Origin of the sequence: Fodinibius sediminis (assembly GCF_900182555.1) — a bacterium.
Classification (GTDB): domain Bacteria; phylum Bacteroidota; class Rhodothermia; order Balneolales; family Balneolaceae; genus Fodinibius; species Fodinibius sediminis.
This window is the reverse complement of the sequence record NZ_FXTH01000012.1, coordinates 1-18,836: the sequence shown is the minus strand read 5'-3', so window position 1 is coordinate 18,836 and position 18,836 is coordinate 1. Positions and strand designations below refer to the sequence as shown.

The following is an 18,836-nucleotide window of genomic DNA, read 5'->3' as shown; positions in this document are numbered from 1 at the left end:
TTTTACCATGATTAGAAAATCTAATTCTACGGTAACCGTAAATCATCGTCTGTTGTTAAAAAATCTCGCGACATTTAGCAGGTTTTTAGATCCAGAGACAAGGATCATGGCAGTGGTCAAATCTGATGGTTATGGACATGGAGCCGTTGAAATAGCACAGACCCTGGATGCGAAAGTACAAGCCTTTGCTGTAAATGCCATCCAGGAGGGTATTGAACTTCGCGAGAACGGGATTGCAAAACCCATTCTTGTTTTTGAGGTGCCGCAGCAGAAAATGGTATCACAGTACCGGGTACATAACCTGACAGCCACGATAAGCTCCAGAGAACACTTCGAATGGGTTCCCAACGGGACTTCCTATCACCTTAATTTTGATACGGGTATGGGACGGCTGGGATTCCTCCCCTCACAGGCCGAAGAGATTGCTCAGATGGTCCGGGAGTACAGCGAGCTTTTTTGTACCGGAATATACAGCCATTTTGCTACCGCGCATGAACCCGGGTTCCCACTGGTATCCGAACAGCACGATATCTTTCGAAAAATCCAGTCGCACTTCCCGGAAGAATTAACCGCACATATCGCAAACACCGGGGGCACGGCTTTTTATGATACCAGCCGGTTTAACATGGTTCGCCTGGGTATAGGATTATATGGCTATGCGCCGGGTGACATCACCATTGAGGGATTGGCTCCGATCCTGAGATGGCATTCATTTATCGCCCAGACCAAGAGAATAAAAGCAGGGGCATCGGTAAGCTACGGGGCCGAATGGCAGGCTCCGGCAGATGGATACCTTGGCATTCTTCCAGTCGGATACGAGGATGGACTCAAGCGAGGCTTGTCGGGCCGCCAGTTTGGGGTGCACATAGGCGGGAACACCTACAAGGTGGTGGGTACGATTACAATGAATTACTGTATGGTATACCTGGGTCAGGATTACTATGAGCCGGGTACGGAGGTTGAACTCCTGTACAAGGGCAATGATGCCTACGAGTGGGCCCGGAAACTGGATACGATTCCGTATGAAATCCTCACAGGAATCGATAAGCAGATTCCAAGAGAACATCTTCAGTACGGGTAGGCCGCTGTTTCTGGCTACAGGATTTCTACCAGTTCGATGTCAAAGCGGAGGGTCTTGTCTTCCAGGTCACTTCCACTGTAGTTCTTGTCAGGATCACCGTATCCAAGCTCGGGAGGTATGACCAGTGTTCTCTTCTCGCCCTCCGCCATGCCCAGCAGCCCGCGTCGGAATCCATCGATAAGGGGATTGATGGTCTGGCCGTTGGCAGATGTTTTCGGTACCGGGGTGAGGTTTTGTAAAATGGCCGGTGATTCCGAGCCATTCTTATAGCTGCTGTCAAAGGCTTTGCCATCTTCCGTGCGGCCGGTATATCGTACGTATACCTGGTCGCGGGCCGTTACGGTCTTTTCAGGTCGCCCCTCGCCTTCTTCCAGTACATAGATGGTAAGCCCGTCGTCTGTGGTAGTGTCGTCTACGGCCTGTGCCGTGTCATAAGGTTCGGGCGGGGTCAGCTCCACTTGCCGGTAATAGGACGGGCCATCACCGCAGGCCTGAACCAGAAAGATGGCCAGCAGAAGGGGAGTGAGAAAAAGGAAGGTAGATTTTTTATTGAACGACATCATCTAAGTAAAATTCTTATGTCCTTGAATTTCGGGGAACAGATTAAAGCTGAATACGGTGTCCTGCAATATGATACCTACTTGTTATCAGGGCCGCTGTATATGGTATGCCGCCCGTCTGGTAGTACGGCTGTTCCGCTGTTCCATAAAACTTATTTACACCGCATATGTCATCCCTGAATGTAAGGTTTTTAGAACGGGCAGGAAAGCCGCAATATTACAGGTTATAATACGTATCAGGCATCACCGAATGCCTTGTCGAGTTCTTTTTTTCGCTTGCGGACAGCAATTTTGCTGATCCAGATCGAAAGTTGGAAAAGCAACACCAGGGGTATGGCAATCAGGACCTGGGATACAGGGTCCGGGGGGGTCAGGAATGCCGAAAGAACAAAACAGAAAATAATGGCGTGGCGCCGGTAGCTGACGAGAAACTCGGGCGTCAGCAGTCCAAATTTCGACAAAAAGTAGCTGAGCACCGGCAATTGAAAGATGACCCCGCAGGAAAGAACCCACATGGTCAGTGAGCTGAAATATTCATTAATATCAAAGTCGTTATGGATGGCCGTGGATATCTGGAACTGAGTGAAAAACTGCAGGGCAAAGGGAACCAGTACAAAATAGCCGAATGCCACTCCAAGCAGGAAAAAGAAAGTGATAAAGAGCGTATGCCCCCGGGATTTCCATTTTTCACTGCTTTCCAGGGCCGGTTCAATAAAGGCCCACAACTGGTAAAAGAATATGGGAGAGCCTATAATGCCCCCCAGCACAATAAGGGTGCCCCAATAGGTGAAAAACTGTCCCGGCAGCTTACGGCTTTGCAGGGTCAGGTCGACAGCATCGATACCGAGCAGGCTATAGACGATAAAGTCGGAGTTTGTCGGTCCCAGGATGACGACATCAACAAAAAAGTCGCCAAAGATGAAGGCAATAAGAACACCAATTCCGATTCCTCCCAGTCCTTTGAGGATGCGCCAGCGAAGTTCTTCCAGGTGATCCAGAAAAGCCATGTCTTGTGTTCGATCCTCCGGCATCTTCGCAGCGGGCGGATTCTTCGTCATCGTTTCTCGTTCTTCCACAAATCTAATGAATTAAATACGAAAATTATTAAATGAATTAACCATCACAGATGATAGTGTCTGTTCAGGCCTTATGCAATAGACAGATGAACTTTTATTGCAGTTCGGCTTCAATCTGTTCTTACAGGAGGTGTCACGGGAACAACAAAGAGGTGTACAAAGTTGCCTCTGAACAATACCTCTTCAATGGCCGGCTTCCTAAGCTACAATACGGTATGCAAGGCTATATTTTTACGAACTAAAATTATTTTAAATGCTTCGGTTTTGTTAAACTGTATGAAAAGATAATAACACTTTCACTTAAAACGTACTTTTATGACTTTTGGAGCAACGGAAATTATTATTGTTGTTGCCGTTATCATCCTGTTTTTCGGGGCCCGGAAAATACCTGAGCTAGCACGCGGTATTGGTCAGGGTATTAATGAATTTCAGCGTGTTTCAAAAAAATCAAAAAATGAGGATGAAGACGCGGACGGCAACAAGAAATAACGTGTTAAGCAGTTACAAAATTATATAGCGGGAAATCCCGGCACATGTCGGTAACCTCTTTTCGTGTATCGGCGATGGTACTCTCGTCAGCGGGGTCTTGGAGAACCCGATCAATCAGCTCTGCGACTTTGACGAATTCATCTTTGCCGAAGCCGCGGCTCGTCATGGCGGGAGAGCCAATGCGGATGCCTGAAGTTACAAACGGGCTCTCCGTATCAAAAGGAACCATATTTTTATTAAGGGTGATGTTGGCTTCTTCAAGCGCCTGTTCAGCCGTTTTACCTGTAAGTCCTTTGTTCCGAAGATCAATGAGAATCAAATGGTTGTCAGTGCCGTCGCTGACTAATTTATAACCCTTATCCATAAAAGCCTCGGCCATGGCGCTGGCATTGGCTTTGACCTGTTCCTGATAAGTAACAAAATCGTCTTGTAGAGCTTCCTCGAATGCAACGGCCTTGGATGCAATAACATGCATCAGGGGACCTCCTTGAGTACCGGGAAATACGCTGGAATCAAGTACTTCGCTCCAGTTTTTTGTTCGTCCGGACTTGCGGGCAGTTACTCCCAGGGTGTTTTCACCATCTTCCCCCAGCAAGATCATTCCACCCCGGGGGCCTCGCAGTGTTTTATGGGTGGTTGTCGTCACCACATGGCAATAGGGCAGGGGATTGTTCAGCACGCCCGCAGCAATAAGACCCGCAGTATGGGCCATGTCCATCCAGAGGTAAGCCCCGACCTCGTCGGCAATTTCACGGAACGCCTTATAGTCTAAATCGCGGGGATAGGCTGAAGCCCCGATGGAAATAAGTTTGGGCTGGACCTCTTTTGCCTTGCGCCGAACCTGCTCAAGGTCAATCTGGCCCGTTTCTTTATTCACACCATAAAATTCGGAATGATAGAGCAAACCGGAAAAATTAACCGGTGATCCGTGGGTAAGGTGCCCCCCGTGCGAGAGGTCCAGTCCCAGAAGTGTTTCTCCGGGTTCCATAAATGCCAAATAGACCGCTGCATTCGCCTGGGCACCGGAATGCGGCTGTACATTGACCCAGGAAGCACCAAACAGTTTCTTGGCTCGTTCGCGGGCTTTCTCTTCGACCTTGTCAACCACTTCGCATCCGCCATAATAGCGTTTGCCCGGCAATCCTTCGGCATACTTGTTCGTAAGAGTGGATCCCATGGCTTCAATGACCGCTCTGGAAGCAAAATTTTCAGATGCAATAAGCTCTAAATTATTATTCTGCCGTTCTTTCTCCTCATCGAGCAATTGATAGATGGCGGGGTCCTGTTGTGAAAGTGGTTTCATGAATTTAATTGTTCTCGGTTAGGCTTTTGATTTTGTTGATGCGTCGTTCGTGACGCCCCCCGTCAAATTCAGCTTCGAGCCACGCTACAATGATTTTCTTCAGCTCGTCGGATTCCAGCTGACGTCCCGGCAGGCAGAGGATATTGGCATTGTTATGCTGACGGGTCATGCGAGCAGAATTTTCATCATAGACCAGGGCTGCACGTATATTGGGGTACTTGTTGGCGGTCATACACATGCCCTGTCCGCTGCCGCAAACCAGGATCCCCTGCTCGTGCTCACCCTGGTTTATCTTTTCAGCAACTTGAACAGCGTAATCGGGGTAGTCCACTGATTCTTCGGTATGCGTACCATAGTCTACCGGCATGTATCCAAGTTCTTCAAGCAGCTTTTTGACTTTTTCCTTGGTTTCAAAACCGGCGTGATCGCTTGCTATGGGTATAATCATAACAGTTGTTTTTCTTAATTTTCAGAACTCCATAAATATCTCGAAAAAAATCCTAAGACCAAAGGGAAGGAGAAGGATAAAGCCGTATTTTTTATTTTTCTTTATTCTGATTCCGGAATGTCTTTCTTGCTTTGTCATCCCGGGAGAGCTGATTGTGATAGGCGAGCAGGGAAACTTCCGGCTGATCGTGGGGAGGCAACGGAATAAAAAAAGGGACTTCCAGCCAGGAAGTCCCTTGTCGGGGGATAAGTACAGGATGTTCAGCCCTCGATGAATAAACTTGCAACACTGTTTACCTGATCCATGGTAAGCGGCTCGTCCCAGGCTTCAGTAATGCCGTTGGCATCGATTTCGGTTACAGCAGTGACATTCGCTTCGGCCTGGGTCGTGCTGTCTTCCCCGGCGTAGACGGCATCGGCCTGTGAAACCCCTTCAATACCATTATCCTGGGTGATCCATCCTTTCGAGCCCCGCATTCTCCGTACCTGTGAGGCGTGTCGCGCTTCCACGGAGTGAATTTGCAGCGCTGCTGTCAATACCGCTGCTGAGCCTGCAACATTACCCGCCTGTCCTTTATAGGCCCGCACGCCGGTGTCCTCGAAAGCCTGCGAAAGAGCGAGAAACTGGGCGTAACTGTTTAAGGGATCAAAGGTGCCGCCAGCCGTAAAGTCAAAGGCGGGCTCTTCAACAGGGGTTCCGCCCAGCGAGTTGATCGTATCCTGCAGTACCAGGGTATGGGCTTCCTCGTGTTTTTCTATCTGTGCAAATATCGCCTGATCTTCGGCATCGATGACGCCTGAAGCAAGGCCCTTCTCATAGTACCGGTATTCCAGGAACTCCAGGGTGAGCGCAAAATTCAGGCTAGAGATAATTTGCCCTGAGTCCTGAGCCCGGGCCGGGCCGGCTAGCGTACTAACTGCTCCGAGAGGCAGGGCCGCAACAGCCAGCTTTTTGCTGAAATTGCTCAACTTTCCCAGCGCATCCTTTCGGCTCAGAAACTGATCTTTGACTTCTTTGTCTAATTGTGCAGTATCGATTTCGTTCAAAAGTTTTAATAAACCCATAATAATCACTCAATTATTTTTGAATTAAATAGTGGCTATGCAGACGGAAGATTACTGGCGTCGATTTCCTCTTCGATGAAGTTTGCTGCGGCTGCAAGAACATCGGCAGGCAATAGAAAGCGATCGAGGCCGGTCTCCGGATCGACGATGTCATCACCCGCAAAGGAGGCCCCGCCATTGAGCAGGTCACGAACTGCCGCCGCATGGCGTGCCTCAACAGATACAATTTTACCGGCCTGTACCAAATAGGGAATGCCGTCTGCGCTGATCAATTGTCCGGCACCATTATATGCTGAAACTCCGAGATCCTCGAAGGCGACGGCTGTTTCCAGAACGCTGGTACGATCGGAAAAATCAATGGCTTCAAAATTGGGCGTCAGGCCCGGAATAATGGCATCTTCTCCGGCATCCCGGCTGATAGCTGCTTTGAAAAAGTCGCGGTGTGCCACCTCATGTTTGCGCAGGTCTTCGAGCACCTGCTTTTCTTCATCGGTCATCCCGCTGTACGGGGTGTTCATGACTTCGGTATAGAAGGCGGCCTCCAGCTGTTCAAGCGCATAGGCATAATTCAGAATACCCACGTCGCCCGAGCCCAGCTTAACGGCATCTTCCGACATGGGGGGTCCCATCGGGTTATTGTCGTCCCCGCATCCATACAGTCCGACAGCAAGAGCTCCTGCTGCTGATGCACCGGCATACTTGAAAAAGTTTTTCCTGGAAATAGTATTAGTATTGCCTGTCAGTGGATTGCTACGTTCAGGCTTCTGCTTGTTATCTGCCATAATGGTATCCTCGTTTTATGTTTGAATGAGTTAATTCAATACAGTGATTCGAATTAATTGTCAGCGTGCTACACCGTACTGTACGAAGTGTTTAGAGCAGCGGATTTATTTTTTTCAAAAAAAGATTTTCAGTTTTTCAGGAAGGGGGGCAACCCGTGGAATGGGTTCAAGATATTACAGGAAGGGATTTCTGCTGTAAGATTGCCGTCAAACGGAGAGTGGCACAATGGTCATGACGGATGAAGAGTGGAAGATAGGAGATTATTGTTGGTGAATGGCCCGATTTTGTTCGCAAGGGTGCAGCCCCGGGAGCGGCGGTTCAGGGATCAGGGGCTGGGCCTTAGAATCTGGAATCGGTTTGTATCGCTGGCCAGGCTTCCAAAAATTCCTATTCCTCCATTGATGTTGTAGCGTATATTCTGAATCTCACCGGGAGAAAGGCTGGTGCCGCCGGTCTGTACGCTCTGGGAGCGTAAGAAATCATACATATTATCGTCTATGGCGTTGGCAACCACGGCATTGTGGCCGTAAAAGGAAAAAGAGATCCAGGGTACCTTGAGGCTGATATTATTGTCGGAATTCCGCTCGTAGTTGCCCTCGTTGATGATCCCCGAGGAGTTGATGTAAAAATTTTCAATGCTGTTGTCCTGTTCCTCAACCAAATCAGCATAAAAAGGTGTCAGGTTTGTAGAATCCGTTTCTTCAGCCACGATGGTGAAAACATAGTAGGTTTGGCGGTCGGTGATATAACCGCTTGGCGTTGTTGTAATTTCTATTTGCTCATCACCCTGGTATACATAACGATCGGACAACTCGTCGCGGTTCACTGTTTTAAAATCGCCGGGCACGAATGTCTTGGCTTCAATACTGTCGCCGCTGGGCAGGGTAACAAGAAGCTGGTAGAGCTGTTTTTCCCGGACGGTGGCGGATTGTACGGGAGCATAGATACCGTCTTTGCTGAAGGTGTAGGGATATCTTCGGCGAATCGTGCTGTCGGCATTGAGCCATCGTACTTCTACTTCGGCATTGTCGATGGCGGCATCCTTGTAACTGTATTCTTCCTCGAGCGGAACGGTTTTGCTGAGCAGAACTTCCGGGAGGGAATTGTGGGCGACGAGATAGGATTCAACGACATAGTATTCCTTGTAACGGTCCTGCTGGTATAACTCACAGCCGTAAAGAAGGGTCACGCTTACCATTGCGAGGAAAAGAATACGATACATAGCTAAAAATTCAGGGTGTAAGAAATTGAAGGAAGAATCGGCAGAAGCTGCACGGCATCGCGTTCAGCCGGGTTCTCATCCAGGTCGTAATTATAGAACCAGATATTTCGCCGCGAGTATACATTGATGAGCTGGAACTGCCATTGTGCCTTCCCCCGTCCGAAGAATGTACCGTTCCGGTTGAAGCCGACATCAAGACGGTTGTAGGCAGGGAGCCGGGAGGCATTCACTTTGCCTACAATCAACTGCTGCTTGCTGTTGGCTGTCGTTGGAAAGTTGAATGCTGCTGTTCGTCCCAGGGGTTTGGTATAAGCCTGTCCGGTCGCATAACTAAAAACAGCTGAAGCTGACCATCGCGAACTGAGTTCATAGTTCACTACCACATTCAGGTCGTGGATACGGTCATATTTTGGCGGGTAATAGCGTGCGCCCTGTTCTTGGATGGGGGCATTGAAACCGGGAAACTTCCGGCGCGTAACTCCGAAGGTATAGCCCGCAAAACCGGTTAGCTTTCCCACTTGCCGTTCAAAAAACAGTTCGGCCCCGTAGGCGTATCCCCGGCCAAATCGGAAGGTTTCTTTATAGGGGAGGCCGGCCTGGTCGGGCAAAAAGGGATCGGGTTCAAACAGGTTTTCCATTGTGCGATAGTAAAATTCCACGTCCAGGTTGTAACGCTCCCAGGGAGAGGTCTTGAGCCCGATTACATACTGGTTGCCCGAGGCCGGGGGTACCTCGTCATCGGCGGTGAGCCATATATCAAAACCGGTAAATGCTTCGTTGGAATCGAGGGTCAGAAACTGGTGATAGCGGCCATAGGCCCCTTGAAGGCGTATACGGTCGGAGGGGCGGTATTCGACAGCCAGGCGCGGGGCCAGCCGCAGGTATCCACCTTCGCTGAATCCATTGAGGCGAAGGCCGGGCGTAAGGATAAACTGATTATTCACCTCCCATCGATCCTGGATGTAAAAGGACCCGTATTGGGAGTGAGTGCGGGAACGGAAGGTGGGTTCGCCGTCGAATTTATCCTGGAGTTTCAGGGTCAGGAGGCCGGTCCAAAAGCCTGCCGACAGTTCATGGCGGTCGTCGGGGTAATATTCGATGTCCCCTTTGGCCGAGAAATCGTAAATGTTGTTGGAGCGTTCAAACGGTGTCGCCGCAATATTGAACGAGGGATAGTTGAAGTAGCGGGAACCGGTGAGTGTGAAATTTGAAAACACTTTTTCAGAGAAAATATGGGTCCATGTCCCGCTCAGTGTCTGGTTGCCGTATTCCAGATTAATGCCCGCATCTTCGGCAAAGGGGAATTTGAGGTTGTCGCTTCCGCTGTAGAATGCCAGCGATAGTTTGTCATCGCCCGTGGCATCAAAATTGACTTTTCCATTTATGTCGAGGAAGGCGAAATCTTCGGGAATATTATCCTGGGTTTGTTGCAGGATTGCCAGCAGGGGCTCGAGGGTGGATCGGCGCAGGGCAAACATCCAGGAGCCTTTTTTAAAGGGGCCTTCCACCGAAGCCCGGGAGGCCAGCATGCCCAGTGTAATGGATCCCTCAAACTCATTGCGGTTGCCATCCTTGTTGAAAATAGTCAGCACCGAGCCGAGTCGACCGCCGTATTTGGCCGGGTATCCTCCCTTGTAGAGACGCACGTCTTTGACGGCATCAGGATTGAAGGTGGAAAAGAATCCAAAGAAATGGGACGGGTTGTAAACGGTGGTGCGATCAAGCAAAATGAGTGTTTGGTCGGGACTTCCGCCCCGGATGTATAATCCGCTCGAGAAGTCAGAGGCGGCCTTGACGCCCGGAAGCAACTGAAGGGAACGGAACACGTCGGCCTGGAACACACTCGGCACTTTCCTGATGAATTCGGTCTTGACCTGTGCGGTCCCGATGGCCCGCTGTTCCTCCTGCTCCCTTTCCGACTGCACCACTACCTCATCCAGCCGGTAACCCTTCTGACTAAGCCGGATATCGAGGCGGCGGTTTTCCGACGGTTGCAGTGTTATTTCGCGGCGATACTGCTGGTAGCCGATGTAGGAGACGACGATGGTATAGACACCGGGTTCAATATTTTGCAGGCTGTAGTAGCCCGAGGTGTTGGTGGTGGTTCCCTGGCGCCTATCCAGTAAAGCTACATTGGCGGCAATAAGGGTCTCCCCGGTGGCTGCATCGGTGATATAACCACTTACGGAAGCTGATTGCTGGGCTGAGGCAAGCAGGGGGAAGAGCATCAAAAACAGAAGGGCGGTTTTTTTCACGTCTTGAAAAGGTTTACATATCATATGATGATATTGTGAGCTGATGAGCACACAGCGGTCCGTTAGCAAAAACTACGAATTTAATTGCAAAGTTTTGACCACAACAGGAGGGTATTGCTAGGGCGGTCCGTGGATGAAGCATCACCCTGTATCGGAGACTCATTATGCGACGTCTATCAGCTGCATTCAGTGCGCGCGCCCACATACGCCTCTCTGCTGGCAAGCTCCCTGATGATGATCAATAGATTCACGTACACCGCCGGGGAGCGGTCTGCTCGAACAGTCTGGTACAGCCTTTGCGTGATTCCCTGAGCATGATGGGGGGACAGGGAAAATTACTCAGCGTTTTCGTTTCTAAGAAACTCCTGGGTTATTTTACGGGTCTGTTCTGCTCCCATATACTTTTCCAGATCATACAGGGAGACCCGCTTCTTGCCTTCATCAAAAGAATACGTTAAGTGGCCATCTTCGATTTCCTTTTTTACCTCACTGGCGTCCATATCCAGCATTTTACCAACTTCTTCCAAAGAAAATGTAGAACGCATATTCTAAACAGATTTGAATAATAATAATCATTTGCATTTCGAATGTAGGCTAAAGATAGAAAAAATGAACTTTTTTGCTACATGAAATACAGCATTTGAGGGAAAGATTATTTTTTGAGCCCGAATTTTGTGCGTTCAGGCCATCTCTTTTACCTGGGCATATCGAAAACAGGATACCAGGTGGTCATTGACCAGTCCGGCCGCCTGAAGGTGGGCATACATGGTGGTGCTGCCTACAAATTTAAAGCCCCGCTGCTTTAGATCCTTGCTGAATGTATCCGAGAGTTCGGTGGTTGCAGGAACCTCTTCAAGCGTGGTCCAGTTGTTCTGTATCGGGGTCCCGTCAACGAACGACCAGATGTATTGATCAAAGCTGCCGAAAGCTTCCTGCACCTCGAGGAAGCGCCGGGCATTGTTGATTGCCGAACGAATTTTAAGCTTATTGCGAACAATTGCCGGATTATTCAGGAGTTTCTGAACGTTGGATTCGTCAAATTCTGCCACTTCCCGGACCTTAAAGTTAGCAAACGCCTGTCGATAGCCCTGCCGCTTTTTAAGGATGGTACTCCAGCTTAATCCGGCCTGTGCGCTTTCTAGGGTCAAAAATTCAAAATGAGTGCGGTCGTCATGCACCGGCACGCCCCATTCCTCATCATGGTAACGGATATATTCTTCAAAGGTGTCTTCGCACCATGAACAGCGATTTTTCATAATTGCCTTTTTGATAAATGAAGGTTAAGGTTGGGCGTATCCGAATGTATTTATAATTAACGTATCAACAATAAAGGTATCAAACCGATGCACTGGGAAAAACTCGTTGACCAATTTGCCGAAAAAAGTGATATAAGTAAAGTTCTCTCAAACCAGGTGGAATCGCTGACGCATTTCCTGGAGAAGGTACTGAGTCGAAAGGAAAATGATGATTTTCTACAAGAGCTGGTGGCTCTTCCCCAGCTGGCGGCCCGGGCGTTCGACGAAGGCGATGAAGATGCATTTCAGGAGATGAAGGGGCAGATATCAGATCTGTCCACCGATGAGATTACGCGTCTTCTGCGTTATTATACGGTCTTTTTTCATCTCATGAACTCCCAGGAACAGCGAGAGATTACCCGAATTAACCGGGAGCGGGCTATTGAGATGGATCCGGAATCGCCCCGCAGGGAAAGTATCGACGAAGCTGTTCACTTCCTTAAAACGGAGGGCTTTTCGGCCCAGGAAGCAGCAGAGGTGATTGGGAAGCTTGATATTCAGCCCACCATTACGGCCCATCCCACCGAGGCGCGGCGTCACAGCGTGTTGCTGAAACAGCAGAGCATTACCAGGATGATTAACGAGCTGCGGCAGGGCGATCTGACTCCGGACGAACGGACAGCCCAGACGATGGAGATCCTCAACGAGATTCACCTGCTGCTGGCCACCGATGAGGTGCGCACCGAAAAAGTGACGGTGGAGGATGAAGTTGAAAACGGGATGTTTTACTTTATGAACGCCATCTGGGAAACCGTGCCGGTGCTCTACGACGACCTCCGGAATGCCTTCCGCACCTATTATGATGAGGTCCCCGACTTTTCAACAATTTTACAGTACCGTTCCTGGATCGGGAGTGACCGCGACGGGAATCCCAACGTAACCTCGGAGGTGACCTGGGAAACGATCCTGGAGCAGCGCGAGAATGTAATGGAGCTGTATCTCCGGGAACTCGATGAGCTGCGCCGCTATCTGAGTATCTCTCAAAACAAATTTGCAATCTCAGACGAGCTGGAGGTTTCGCTTAAAGAAGATGAACAGTTCGACACGCTTTCGGAGCGGTATCAGCGCCTGTACAAGCAGGAGCCATACCGGCGAAAGGTAACCCACATGATGCATAAGCTGAGACATCAGCTTGAGGTACTGAAGAATGAGGACCGCAGTTATATCATTGAAGAAGCCAAACGATACACGGCAGAAGATTTTATTGACGAGCTGGAGCTTATTGCAGAAAGTCTGCGAGCATCGGGACTGGAAGAAGTGAGCTCCTATGGCAAGCTTCATCACCTGATTGTTCGTGCCAAAACATTCGGTTTCCACATGGCCGCCCTGGATATACGCCAGCACAGCGGTATTCACGAAAATACCGTATCGGAACTCCTTTCTGTTGCCGAGGTTACCGACAATTACGGGGACCTTTCCGAAGAGGAGAAGCTGGATCTGCTAAACAAGGAACTGAGCAACCCGCGGCCCCTTTCGCCGGTCCGGATTCATCTGAGTGATGAGACGACCCAGATGCTGAAGGTCTTCTCTTTGATCGGGGAGATGCTGGCGCTGGATAAAAACAGTTTTGGCAGTTACATCATCAGTATGACGCACGGGGTGAGCGATATGCTTGAGGTGCTGGTGCTGGCTAAAGAGGCTGGCCTGTGGAGCGAAGAGGATGGCAGGGTAGAAAGCGATATCGATGTTGTTCCGCTCTTTGAAACTATTGAAGATCTTGAAATGTGCGGAAAGCTGATGAGCAAGATTTACGAAAATGAACTCTATCAAAAACAGCTCCAGGCCCGGGACAACTTCCAGGAAATTATGCTCGGCTATTCCGACAGTAACAAGGACGGCGGGTATTGGATGGCCAACTGGGCCCTGGATAAGGGACAGCAGAGCCTGGGACGCGTGTGCCACGAGTATGGGGTGGACTTCCGTCTTTTCCATGGTCGCGGAGGAACCGTCGGACGGGGCGGTGGTCGTTCGAACGAGGCAATTCTGGCACTGCCCCCCATCAGCAACAACGGGCGCATCCGCTTTACCGAGCAGGGCGAAGTGATCTCCTTCCGGTATTCCCTTGCACCTATTACGCGGCGTCACCTCGAGCAGATTGTCAACGCTATGATCCGGATCACGGTCGCTGAGATGGACTCGGTACACCAGCAGGATCAGTTTAACGAAGCCATGGAACAGCTTTCACAGCGATCCATGAAGGCTTACCGAAGCCTGATTGATGATGAGGATTTCTGGAAATGGTATACCACGAAAACGCCCATTGAGCATATCAGCCGGCTGCCGATTGCTTCGCGCCCGGTCTCGAGAGGAAGTGCCAAGGCTGCTGATTTCGATAATCTTCGTGCCATCCCCTGGGTATTTGCATGGACCCAGGTCCGATATAATGTGCCGGGCTGGTACGGGGTTGGCGTGGCGCTCCAGGAGATGATCAGTCAAGGGGAGGATGCCCTGGAGAAGCTGCAGGAGTGGTATGGGCAAAATATCTTTTTCAATTCCATACTGGATAATGTGCAGCGCGAAATGGCGCGGACTCATATCCCGACCTCAACCATTTACGAGGATATCGATGACGGCAGTTTCCATGAACGGATAACGGATGACTTTAACAAGGCCGAGGAGGCCATCAAGGCGATCACCAAGCAGGAGTATGTGCTTCAGAACAGCCCGGTCATTAAAAAATCCATCCGGTTCCGTAATCCGTTTACCTACCCGCTGAATATGATGCAGGTGGAACTGCTGGATCGCTGGGCGGATGACGTGGATGAACAGAACAAGGAGCCTCTGCGCAATGCGATCTTCCTGAGTATTAACGGGATTGCCGCAGCCATGCAGAGCACCGGCTGATTTGCAACTGCGAACCAAGCATTGAAGAATCGGGGTTGGCTAACCGCTAAACCCTGGCTCTTTATTCTTCTTTTTCAATCAATGCTTTCATCTGGCGCCGGAATTTGGGCGCTCCGCCGTTAGCGGGATGTCGCACCGGAACGTACGATATGCCGAATTCGGTCAGGCTCTGTTCGCACTTTCGTCCCACCGCAATGCGTTTGGCGCCGGGAAAAAGGGAAAGAAACAGTTCAAGAGAAGGGTATCCCTGTTCGAGTTCCTGGTCGGTAGGGGTTCGGTTGCTGAGCATGCCGTCGCAGGGATCGTATGGATGCCAGGGAAGGGCATTCCACAGCACTGCCTCATAGGGATCAATCCCCAGCTTGTAGAGGGCTTTCCACATGATAGTTGCAGTGGGTTCAGACATGCCTTGGGCTTTCAGGTCCGGCTTGCTGGTCCGCTGCGGCTGCACCGACTTGAAAGCACCGTCGGAGGGAATGCCATGTACAGGTTCATGATGCCCCAGCAGAATTCGTTCGGAGGTCATGGCAATACCCGTGAAATGTCCGCCCTGGTAGCCGAGTGCTTCGGCAATGAACAGGTACCTGGCCTTGCTTATGCGTTCCGAAAGGTAGGCCCGGAGCTGGCGTCTTCGAATTGCAGGGGCGTCGTTATGCTGGTCATGATGGGAATCGTGCTGATACCAGGGGTTGAAGAAGGCTCCTTCAGGCGTTTGCTGAAGAAGTTCAAAAAGGGAATCGATCTTGTTCATGAGGTGGAAAAATACTTATAAGTAGTAAGTTATGATTGGTCCGGCATCGGTTTTTTAGGGCCTGAAATATAGGGTACAGATAATCCATTGGAAAAGAGATTCCCCATTTTTAATGAGTCGGACTTGATTAAAATTGAGTGCATGCATTATTAAAAAATAAATGGAATAAACCAGAATAAAAGCTATTTTAAACAAGCGCAGTAAATGCCTGCAGGCTATTCTCACAAATAGTTATTATTAAAAAAGGAGACCATTTACTGACTGTTATACCGTCAAGCTTTGACAAAAATCATTTTTGCTATGATTACCGATACTGCAATTGACATCACAAAAACAACACAGAGCCGCCTGGAAAAGGTTGATTTCGATAACCTGGGATTTGGCCAGGTGTTTTCCGATCACATGCTGGAAGTGGAGTATGCAGGTGGCGAATGGAAACAGCCCAGGATCAAACCCTACGGGCCTATTGAAGTACCGCCGGCCCTTCATGTATTTCACTACGGACAGTCGGTGTTTGAAGGTGCCAAGGCGTACTACGTGGATGAGGAGACGGTCAACCTTTTTCGTATCGAAAAAAATTATGAGCGTATGGCCCGCTCGTGCGAGCGTATTTGCATGCCGCCTGTTGATCGAGATACGTTTTTGAAGGGAATTTCCACGCTTATTGATTTGGACAGCAAGTGGGTACCGCGCAAAGAAGGCGATGTGTTGTATATCCGTCCCTTCGTGACTGCTTTTGATTCGGTCATAGCCGCCAATCCCTCCGAAACCTACCGGTTTTATGTAATCACCTCGCCCGTGGGGTCCTATTACAGTAAGTCGGTAAAATTAACGACCTCTCGAAAGCACGTACGTGCTGTCAAAGGTGGTGTGGGAGCCGCCAAGTTTGCCGGGAATTACGGGGGGAGTTTCTATCCGGCAAAAAAAGCCAAGGAAAAAGGCTACGATCAGATCCTCTGGCTGGATGCTTTTGAGCACAAGTACGTGGAGGAAGTAGGAACCATGAATATCTTTTTTGTGATCGACGGGGTGCTGGTTACACCGAAGCTGGAGGGAACCATTCTGCCCGGTGTCACGCGCGACTCGGTAATTCAACTTGCCGAGAGCTGGGAGATACCGGTCGAGGAACGACGCATTGCTATCCAGGAGGTTATTGAGGCCGGAAAAGAGGGAACCCTTGAAGAGGCTTTTGGGGCCGGAACCGCAGCAGTCATCGCCCCTATTGAGGAGATTCATCACAGCGGAACAACGGTGACCCCTCGTGAAACGGATCGGGGTCCGGTGGGGCAAAGACTGTACGATACTATCTATGACATTCAGCGATCGCGGGCAGAAGATCCCTTTGACTGGGTTCGGCCCGTAAAGGTAAGCAGCTAATGGGCCTGATGACGGGCTGGTGGCCGTGATTAATATCCTAATGTTCGATTTACCCTCTGTTTTAACGCCAGTCCTGACAGGGCTCGTTTATAATTGTCTACGATCTGCTCGGCGGCCTCGGGGGGATGCGTTATACTGGCCGCATGCGGGGTGATCATAATATTGGGGCGATTCCAAAAGGGATGCTTGTCAGGCAGGGGCTCCTCGGAGAACACGTCGAGCCAGGCCCCCCGCAGCAGGCCGCGATCGAGTGCATAAATAAGATCTTCATCCACCAGGTGTTCTCCGCGAGCGGCATTAATGATCCAGCCGGGAGATTTCATCTGCTTGATGAGATCAAGATCTAATATGCTTCGGGTCTGGTCGGTGAGCGGAAGGAGGCAGATGAGTATTTGTGATTCCTGTAAAAAGTCGGGCAGTTCGTCCCTCCCGGCATAGCAGGTAATTTTGTCAAGTTGTTTCGGAGTTCTCGACCATCCTGAAACGGCATATCCGAGTTTCGCCAGCTGCCGGGCCACGGGGCTCCCCATCTCGCCCAGTCCCATCACGCCAATGGACGACTGGGAGGGGAGGGTATGATTGTGGATTTGCCACTGCTGCTGATCTTTTTGCCGCAGGTATGTCATGTAATGGCGGCGAATGCTAATGACGGCCCCCAGTATATATTCGGTCATTTGCTGTACCAGTGTGGAAGAGACGATCCGGCAAATCGGGATCTCCCCGGGAAGGGCATCATCGGAAAGCAGGTGGTCTACGCCTGCCCCGAGCGAAGAGACGGCTTTCAGGTTCGGGAAGCTGTCCAGGATATGGCTGGGCTGGTTCCAGCATACGGCAAACTGGACCCGTTCTTTGTCTTCAATGGCCGGCCACAGGTCAATTTCAATATTTGGATCAATCCGGTTAACCTGGTCCACCCATTCCGACATATTGCGATCGGGAGCAATAAATAGAAGTGACATGGCGTGACTGGTTTTCGGTGAATGAGTGAGAATGTGGAGAAGTATACAAAAGCCTGTATAGTGATGCTACATTCTTTCGTCCCTTCTGCCTGGTATATGTGTTTCAATGATTACGCCAGAACATCCAGCTTTCTATATGCATCAGCCGGCCGGCCCGGAAGCATAAGCCAATGCAATTGTATTTTCACTTGAAAAGTGATTTTTTATATCCGGGTTTTTGTGTCAATGTATTTTCAATAAAGCGGCAACAGCCAGAGATAAATAATATGGATGAGGAAGATTCAAAGCCGGTGGCAACCTACAAAAGGGATGCGCTTTTCCTTACTCTTGCCGGTATTTTTTTGACATCACTGGTGCTGGGAAATGTGATAGGAACGACCAAATTTGTCACAATATTTTCTCTCGAGCTTTCGCCCTGGCTGCTGGATATCATTCCGCCACTCATCAGGGAGAACAATATATATACGATGAGTGTACCGGTGGGCGTGATCGCCTATCCCTTTACCTTTCTGGCTACAGACCTGCTGTCGGAGCTGTATGGACGTAAAAAAGCACAGCTGGTGGTCTGGGTCGGATTCTGGATGAATGTGTTTATGTTGTTGCTGATGAGCGTAAATCACTGGCTGCCCAATACGGCCGGGGTGAGCGGTGGACTTAATCTCTTTGAAGGAGTTTATGATTTTATGGTAGGCAACACGATCGCGAGTATGATTGCATACCTGGTGGCCCAAACGGTTGATGTTCGCCTCTTTCATTTTTGGAAAAGGCTGACCAGGGGCAAGCATCTCTGGCTGCGCAACAATGCATCCACAACCGTGAGCCAGCTGGTGGACTCCACCGCCATACTGAGCATTCTTTTTGTGGCTGGAAATCTTGGTCAGGAGGTGGATACAATTGGCAAATTGAGCATCTTAATTCTCAATTCTTACCTCTTTAAATTCTTCTTCGCACTATTCGACACACCACTTTTCTATTTGGGGGTCAGATTGTTCCGGAATTTTGAAGAAGACCCGAGTGAATACAGCCTTCATCCATGATTTTTTTAGACAAAAAGGCGCTTTAAATAACAGGAGAAGGGATAAGGAAAATTCTTAAAATAAATACGAGAAAAACATTGACACGAACCACCAAAATGTCTTACATTAGGAATCCAATTTCGAAACGGGGTTGAATCCAGCAGCAATTGAGTTCAACTCCGTTTTTTTGGCTCAAAATGTTGGGTCAAATCGAAGTTTTTGTTCTTTAAAAATACTGAAAGAATATACAGACGATCGCACGTCGAGCCCTTGTCGGGCGGCCGGGAGGCTGCCCAGATAAGAGAAGACATCG

At 49.7% G+C, this 18,836-nt stretch carries 17 protein-coding genes; 5 read left to right on the top strand and 12 right to left on the bottom strand.

All coding sequences use genetic code 11. The features are described 5' to 3' along the window. Window positions 1-7 precede the first annotated feature (7 nt). Window positions 8-1,081: an alanine racemase gene (alr, locus tag FN808_RS13145; protein ID WP_142715071.1), complete on the top strand. Its 1,074-nt coding sequence runs from the start codon at window positions 8-10 to the stop codon at window positions 1,079-1,081. Window positions 1,082-1,095: 14 nt separating this feature from the next. Here alr and FN808_RS13140 read toward each other — a convergent pair whose 3' ends face one another. Then, window positions 1,096-1,644, bottom strand: coding sequence for an FKBP-type peptidyl-prolyl cis-trans isomerase (locus FN808_RS13140; protein WP_142715070.1), 549 nt, complete (start codon window positions 1,642-1,644; stop codon window positions 1,096-1,098). A gap of 233 nt (window positions 1,645-1,877) precedes the next feature. Further along, window positions 1,878-2,717, bottom strand: a complete 840-nt coding sequence (tatC, locus tag FN808_RS13135) for a twin-arginine translocase subunit TatC (protein WP_246068358.1) — start codon at window positions 2,715-2,717, stop codon at window positions 1,878-1,880. Between the two features lie 315 nt (window positions 2,718-3,032). Between tatC and FN808_RS13130 the strand changes: the two genes are divergently transcribed. Beyond that, complete coding sequence (locus FN808_RS13130) at window positions 3,033-3,206, top strand: Sec-independent protein translocase subunit TatA/TatB (RefSeq protein ID WP_142715069.1); 174 nt, start codon at window positions 3,033-3,035, stop codon at window positions 3,204-3,206. A gap of 4 nt (window positions 3,207-3,210) precedes the next feature. Here FN808_RS13130 and glyA read toward each other — a convergent pair whose 3' ends face one another. The 8 genes from glyA to FN808_RS13090 form a co-directional block, all read right to left on the bottom strand. Next, window positions 3,211-4,509, bottom strand: a complete 1,299-nt coding sequence (glyA, locus tag FN808_RS13125; protein WP_142715068.1) for a serine hydroxymethyltransferase — start codon at window positions 4,507-4,509, stop codon at window positions 3,211-3,213. Between the two features lie 4 nt (window positions 4,510-4,513). Then, complete coding sequence (gene rpiB, locus FN808_RS13120) at window positions 4,514-4,957, bottom strand: ribose 5-phosphate isomerase B (RefSeq protein WP_142715067.1); 444 nt, start codon at window positions 4,955-4,957, stop codon at window positions 4,514-4,516. A gap of 260 nt (window positions 4,958-5,217) precedes the next feature. Continuing rightward, entirely contained in the window at window positions 5,218-6,021 is an 804-nt protein-coding gene (locus FN808_RS13115; RefSeq protein ID WP_142715066.1) for a ferritin-like domain-containing protein, read from the bottom strand. A 35-nt stretch (window positions 6,022-6,056) separates the two neighbouring features. Further along, window positions 6,057-6,803 carry a ferritin-like domain-containing protein gene (locus FN808_RS13110; protein ID WP_142715065.1) on the bottom strand — a complete coding sequence of 249 codons (747 nt, stop codon included), beginning with the start codon at window positions 6,801-6,803 and terminating at the stop codon, window positions 6,057-6,059. Window positions 6,804-7,129: 326 nt separating this feature from the next. Further along, window positions 7,130-8,026 carry a DUF4249 family protein gene (locus FN808_RS13105; protein ID WP_142715064.1) on the bottom strand — a complete coding sequence of 299 codons (897 nt, stop codon included), beginning with the start codon at window positions 8,024-8,026 and terminating at the stop codon, window positions 7,130-7,132. 2 nt (window positions 8,027-8,028) lie between these two features. Beyond that, entirely contained in the window at window positions 8,029-10,281 is a 2,253-nt protein-coding gene (locus FN808_RS13100; RefSeq protein WP_246068357.1) for a TonB-dependent receptor, read from the bottom strand. A gap of 335 nt (window positions 10,282-10,616) precedes the next feature. After that, the gene (locus FN808_RS13095) at window positions 10,617-10,826 is read right to left on the bottom strand and encodes a hypothetical protein (RefSeq protein WP_142715063.1); all 210 of its coding nucleotides are present in this window, start codon (window positions 10,824-10,826) and stop codon (window positions 10,617-10,619) included. Between the two features lie 135 nt (window positions 10,827-10,961). Next, on the bottom strand, window positions 10,962-11,537 hold the full coding sequence (locus tag FN808_RS13090; RefSeq protein ID WP_142715062.1) for a DNA-3-methyladenine glycosylase I: 576 nt from the start codon (window positions 11,535-11,537) through the stop codon (window positions 10,962-10,964). Between the two features lie 87 nt (window positions 11,538-11,624). Between FN808_RS13090 and ppc the strand changes: the two genes are divergently transcribed. Further along, window positions 11,625-14,420: a phosphoenolpyruvate carboxylase gene (gene ppc / locus FN808_RS13085; protein ID WP_142715061.1), complete on the top strand. Its 2,796-nt coding sequence runs from the start codon at window positions 11,625-11,627 to the stop codon at window positions 14,418-14,420. Window positions 14,421-14,481: 61 nt separating this feature from the next. On the opposite strand, the gene FN808_RS13080 is transcribed toward ppc, so the two are convergent. Further along, entirely contained in the window at window positions 14,482-15,171 is a 690-nt protein-coding gene (locus FN808_RS13080; protein ID WP_142715060.1) for a uracil-DNA glycosylase, read from the bottom strand. A gap of 300 nt (window positions 15,172-15,471) precedes the next feature. Here FN808_RS13080 and FN808_RS13075 point away from each other — a divergent pair, with 300 nt between their 5' ends. Further along, window positions 15,472-16,548, top strand: a complete 1,077-nt coding sequence (locus tag FN808_RS13075) for a branched-chain amino acid aminotransferase (protein WP_142715059.1) — start codon at window positions 15,472-15,474, stop codon at window positions 16,546-16,548. 29 nt (window positions 16,549-16,577) lie between these two features. Here the strand turns inward: FN808_RS13075 and FN808_RS13070 are convergent, their stop codons facing one another. Then, complete coding sequence (locus FN808_RS13070) at window positions 16,578-17,507, bottom strand: 2-hydroxyacid dehydrogenase (protein ID WP_142715058.1); 930 nt, start codon at window positions 17,505-17,507, stop codon at window positions 16,578-16,580. A gap of 266 nt (window positions 17,508-17,773) precedes the next feature. Between FN808_RS13070 and FN808_RS13065 the strand changes: the two genes are divergently transcribed. After that, complete coding sequence (locus tag FN808_RS13065) at window positions 17,774-18,544, top strand: queuosine precursor transporter (RefSeq protein WP_142715057.1); 771 nt, start codon at window positions 17,774-17,776, stop codon at window positions 18,542-18,544. Window positions 18,545-18,836 lie beyond the last annotated feature (292 nt).

Coding starts and splice junctions, on each gene's coding strand:
- alr (WP_142715071.1), top strand. CDS start 8: ATGATTAGAAAATCTAATTCTACGGTAACCGTAAATCATCGTCTGTTG.
- FN808_RS13140 (WP_142715070.1), bottom strand. CDS start 1,644: ATGATGTCGTTCAATAAAAAATCTACCTTCCTTTTTCTCACTCCCCTT.
- FN808_RS13130 (WP_142715069.1), top strand. CDS start 3,033: ATGACTTTTGGAGCAACGGAAATTATTATTGTTGTTGCCGTTATCATC.
- glyA (WP_142715068.1), bottom strand. CDS start 4,509: ATGAAACCACTTTCACAACAGGACCCCGCCATCTATCAATTGCTCGAT.
- rpiB (WP_142715067.1), bottom strand. CDS start 4,957: ATGATTATACCCATAGCAAGCGATCACGCCGGTTTTGAAACCAAGGAA.
- FN808_RS13115 (WP_142715066.1), bottom strand. CDS start 6,021: ATGGGTTTATTAAAACTTTTGAACGAAATCGATACTGCACAATTAGAC.
- FN808_RS13110 (WP_142715065.1), bottom strand. CDS start 6,803: ATGGCAGATAACAAGCAGAAGCCTGAACGTAGCAATCCACTGACAGGC.
- FN808_RS13105 (WP_142715064.1), bottom strand. CDS start 8,026: ATGTATCGTATTCTTTTCCTCGCAATGGTAAGCGTGACCCTTCTTTAC.
- FN808_RS13095 (WP_142715063.1), bottom strand. CDS start 10,826: ATGCGTTCTACATTTTCTTTGGAAGAAGTTGGTAAAATGCTGGATATG.
- FN808_RS13090 (WP_142715062.1), bottom strand. CDS start 11,537: ATGAAAAATCGCTGTTCATGGTGCGAAGACACCTTTGAAGAATATATC.
- ppc (WP_142715061.1), top strand. CDS start 11,625: ATGCACTGGGAAAAACTCGTTGACCAATTTGCCGAAAAAAGTGATATA.
- FN808_RS13080 (WP_142715060.1), bottom strand. CDS start 15,171: ATGAACAAGATCGATTCCCTTTTTGAACTTCTTCAGCAAACGCCTGAA.
- FN808_RS13075 (WP_142715059.1), top strand. CDS start 15,472: ATGATTACCGATACTGCAATTGACATCACAAAAACAACACAGAGCCGC.
- FN808_RS13070 (WP_142715058.1), bottom strand. CDS start 17,507: ATGTCACTTCTATTTATTGCTCCCGATCGCAATATGTCGGAATGGGTG.
- FN808_RS13065 (WP_142715057.1), top strand. CDS start 17,774: ATGGATGAGGAAGATTCAAAGCCGGTGGCAACCTACAAAAGGGATGCG.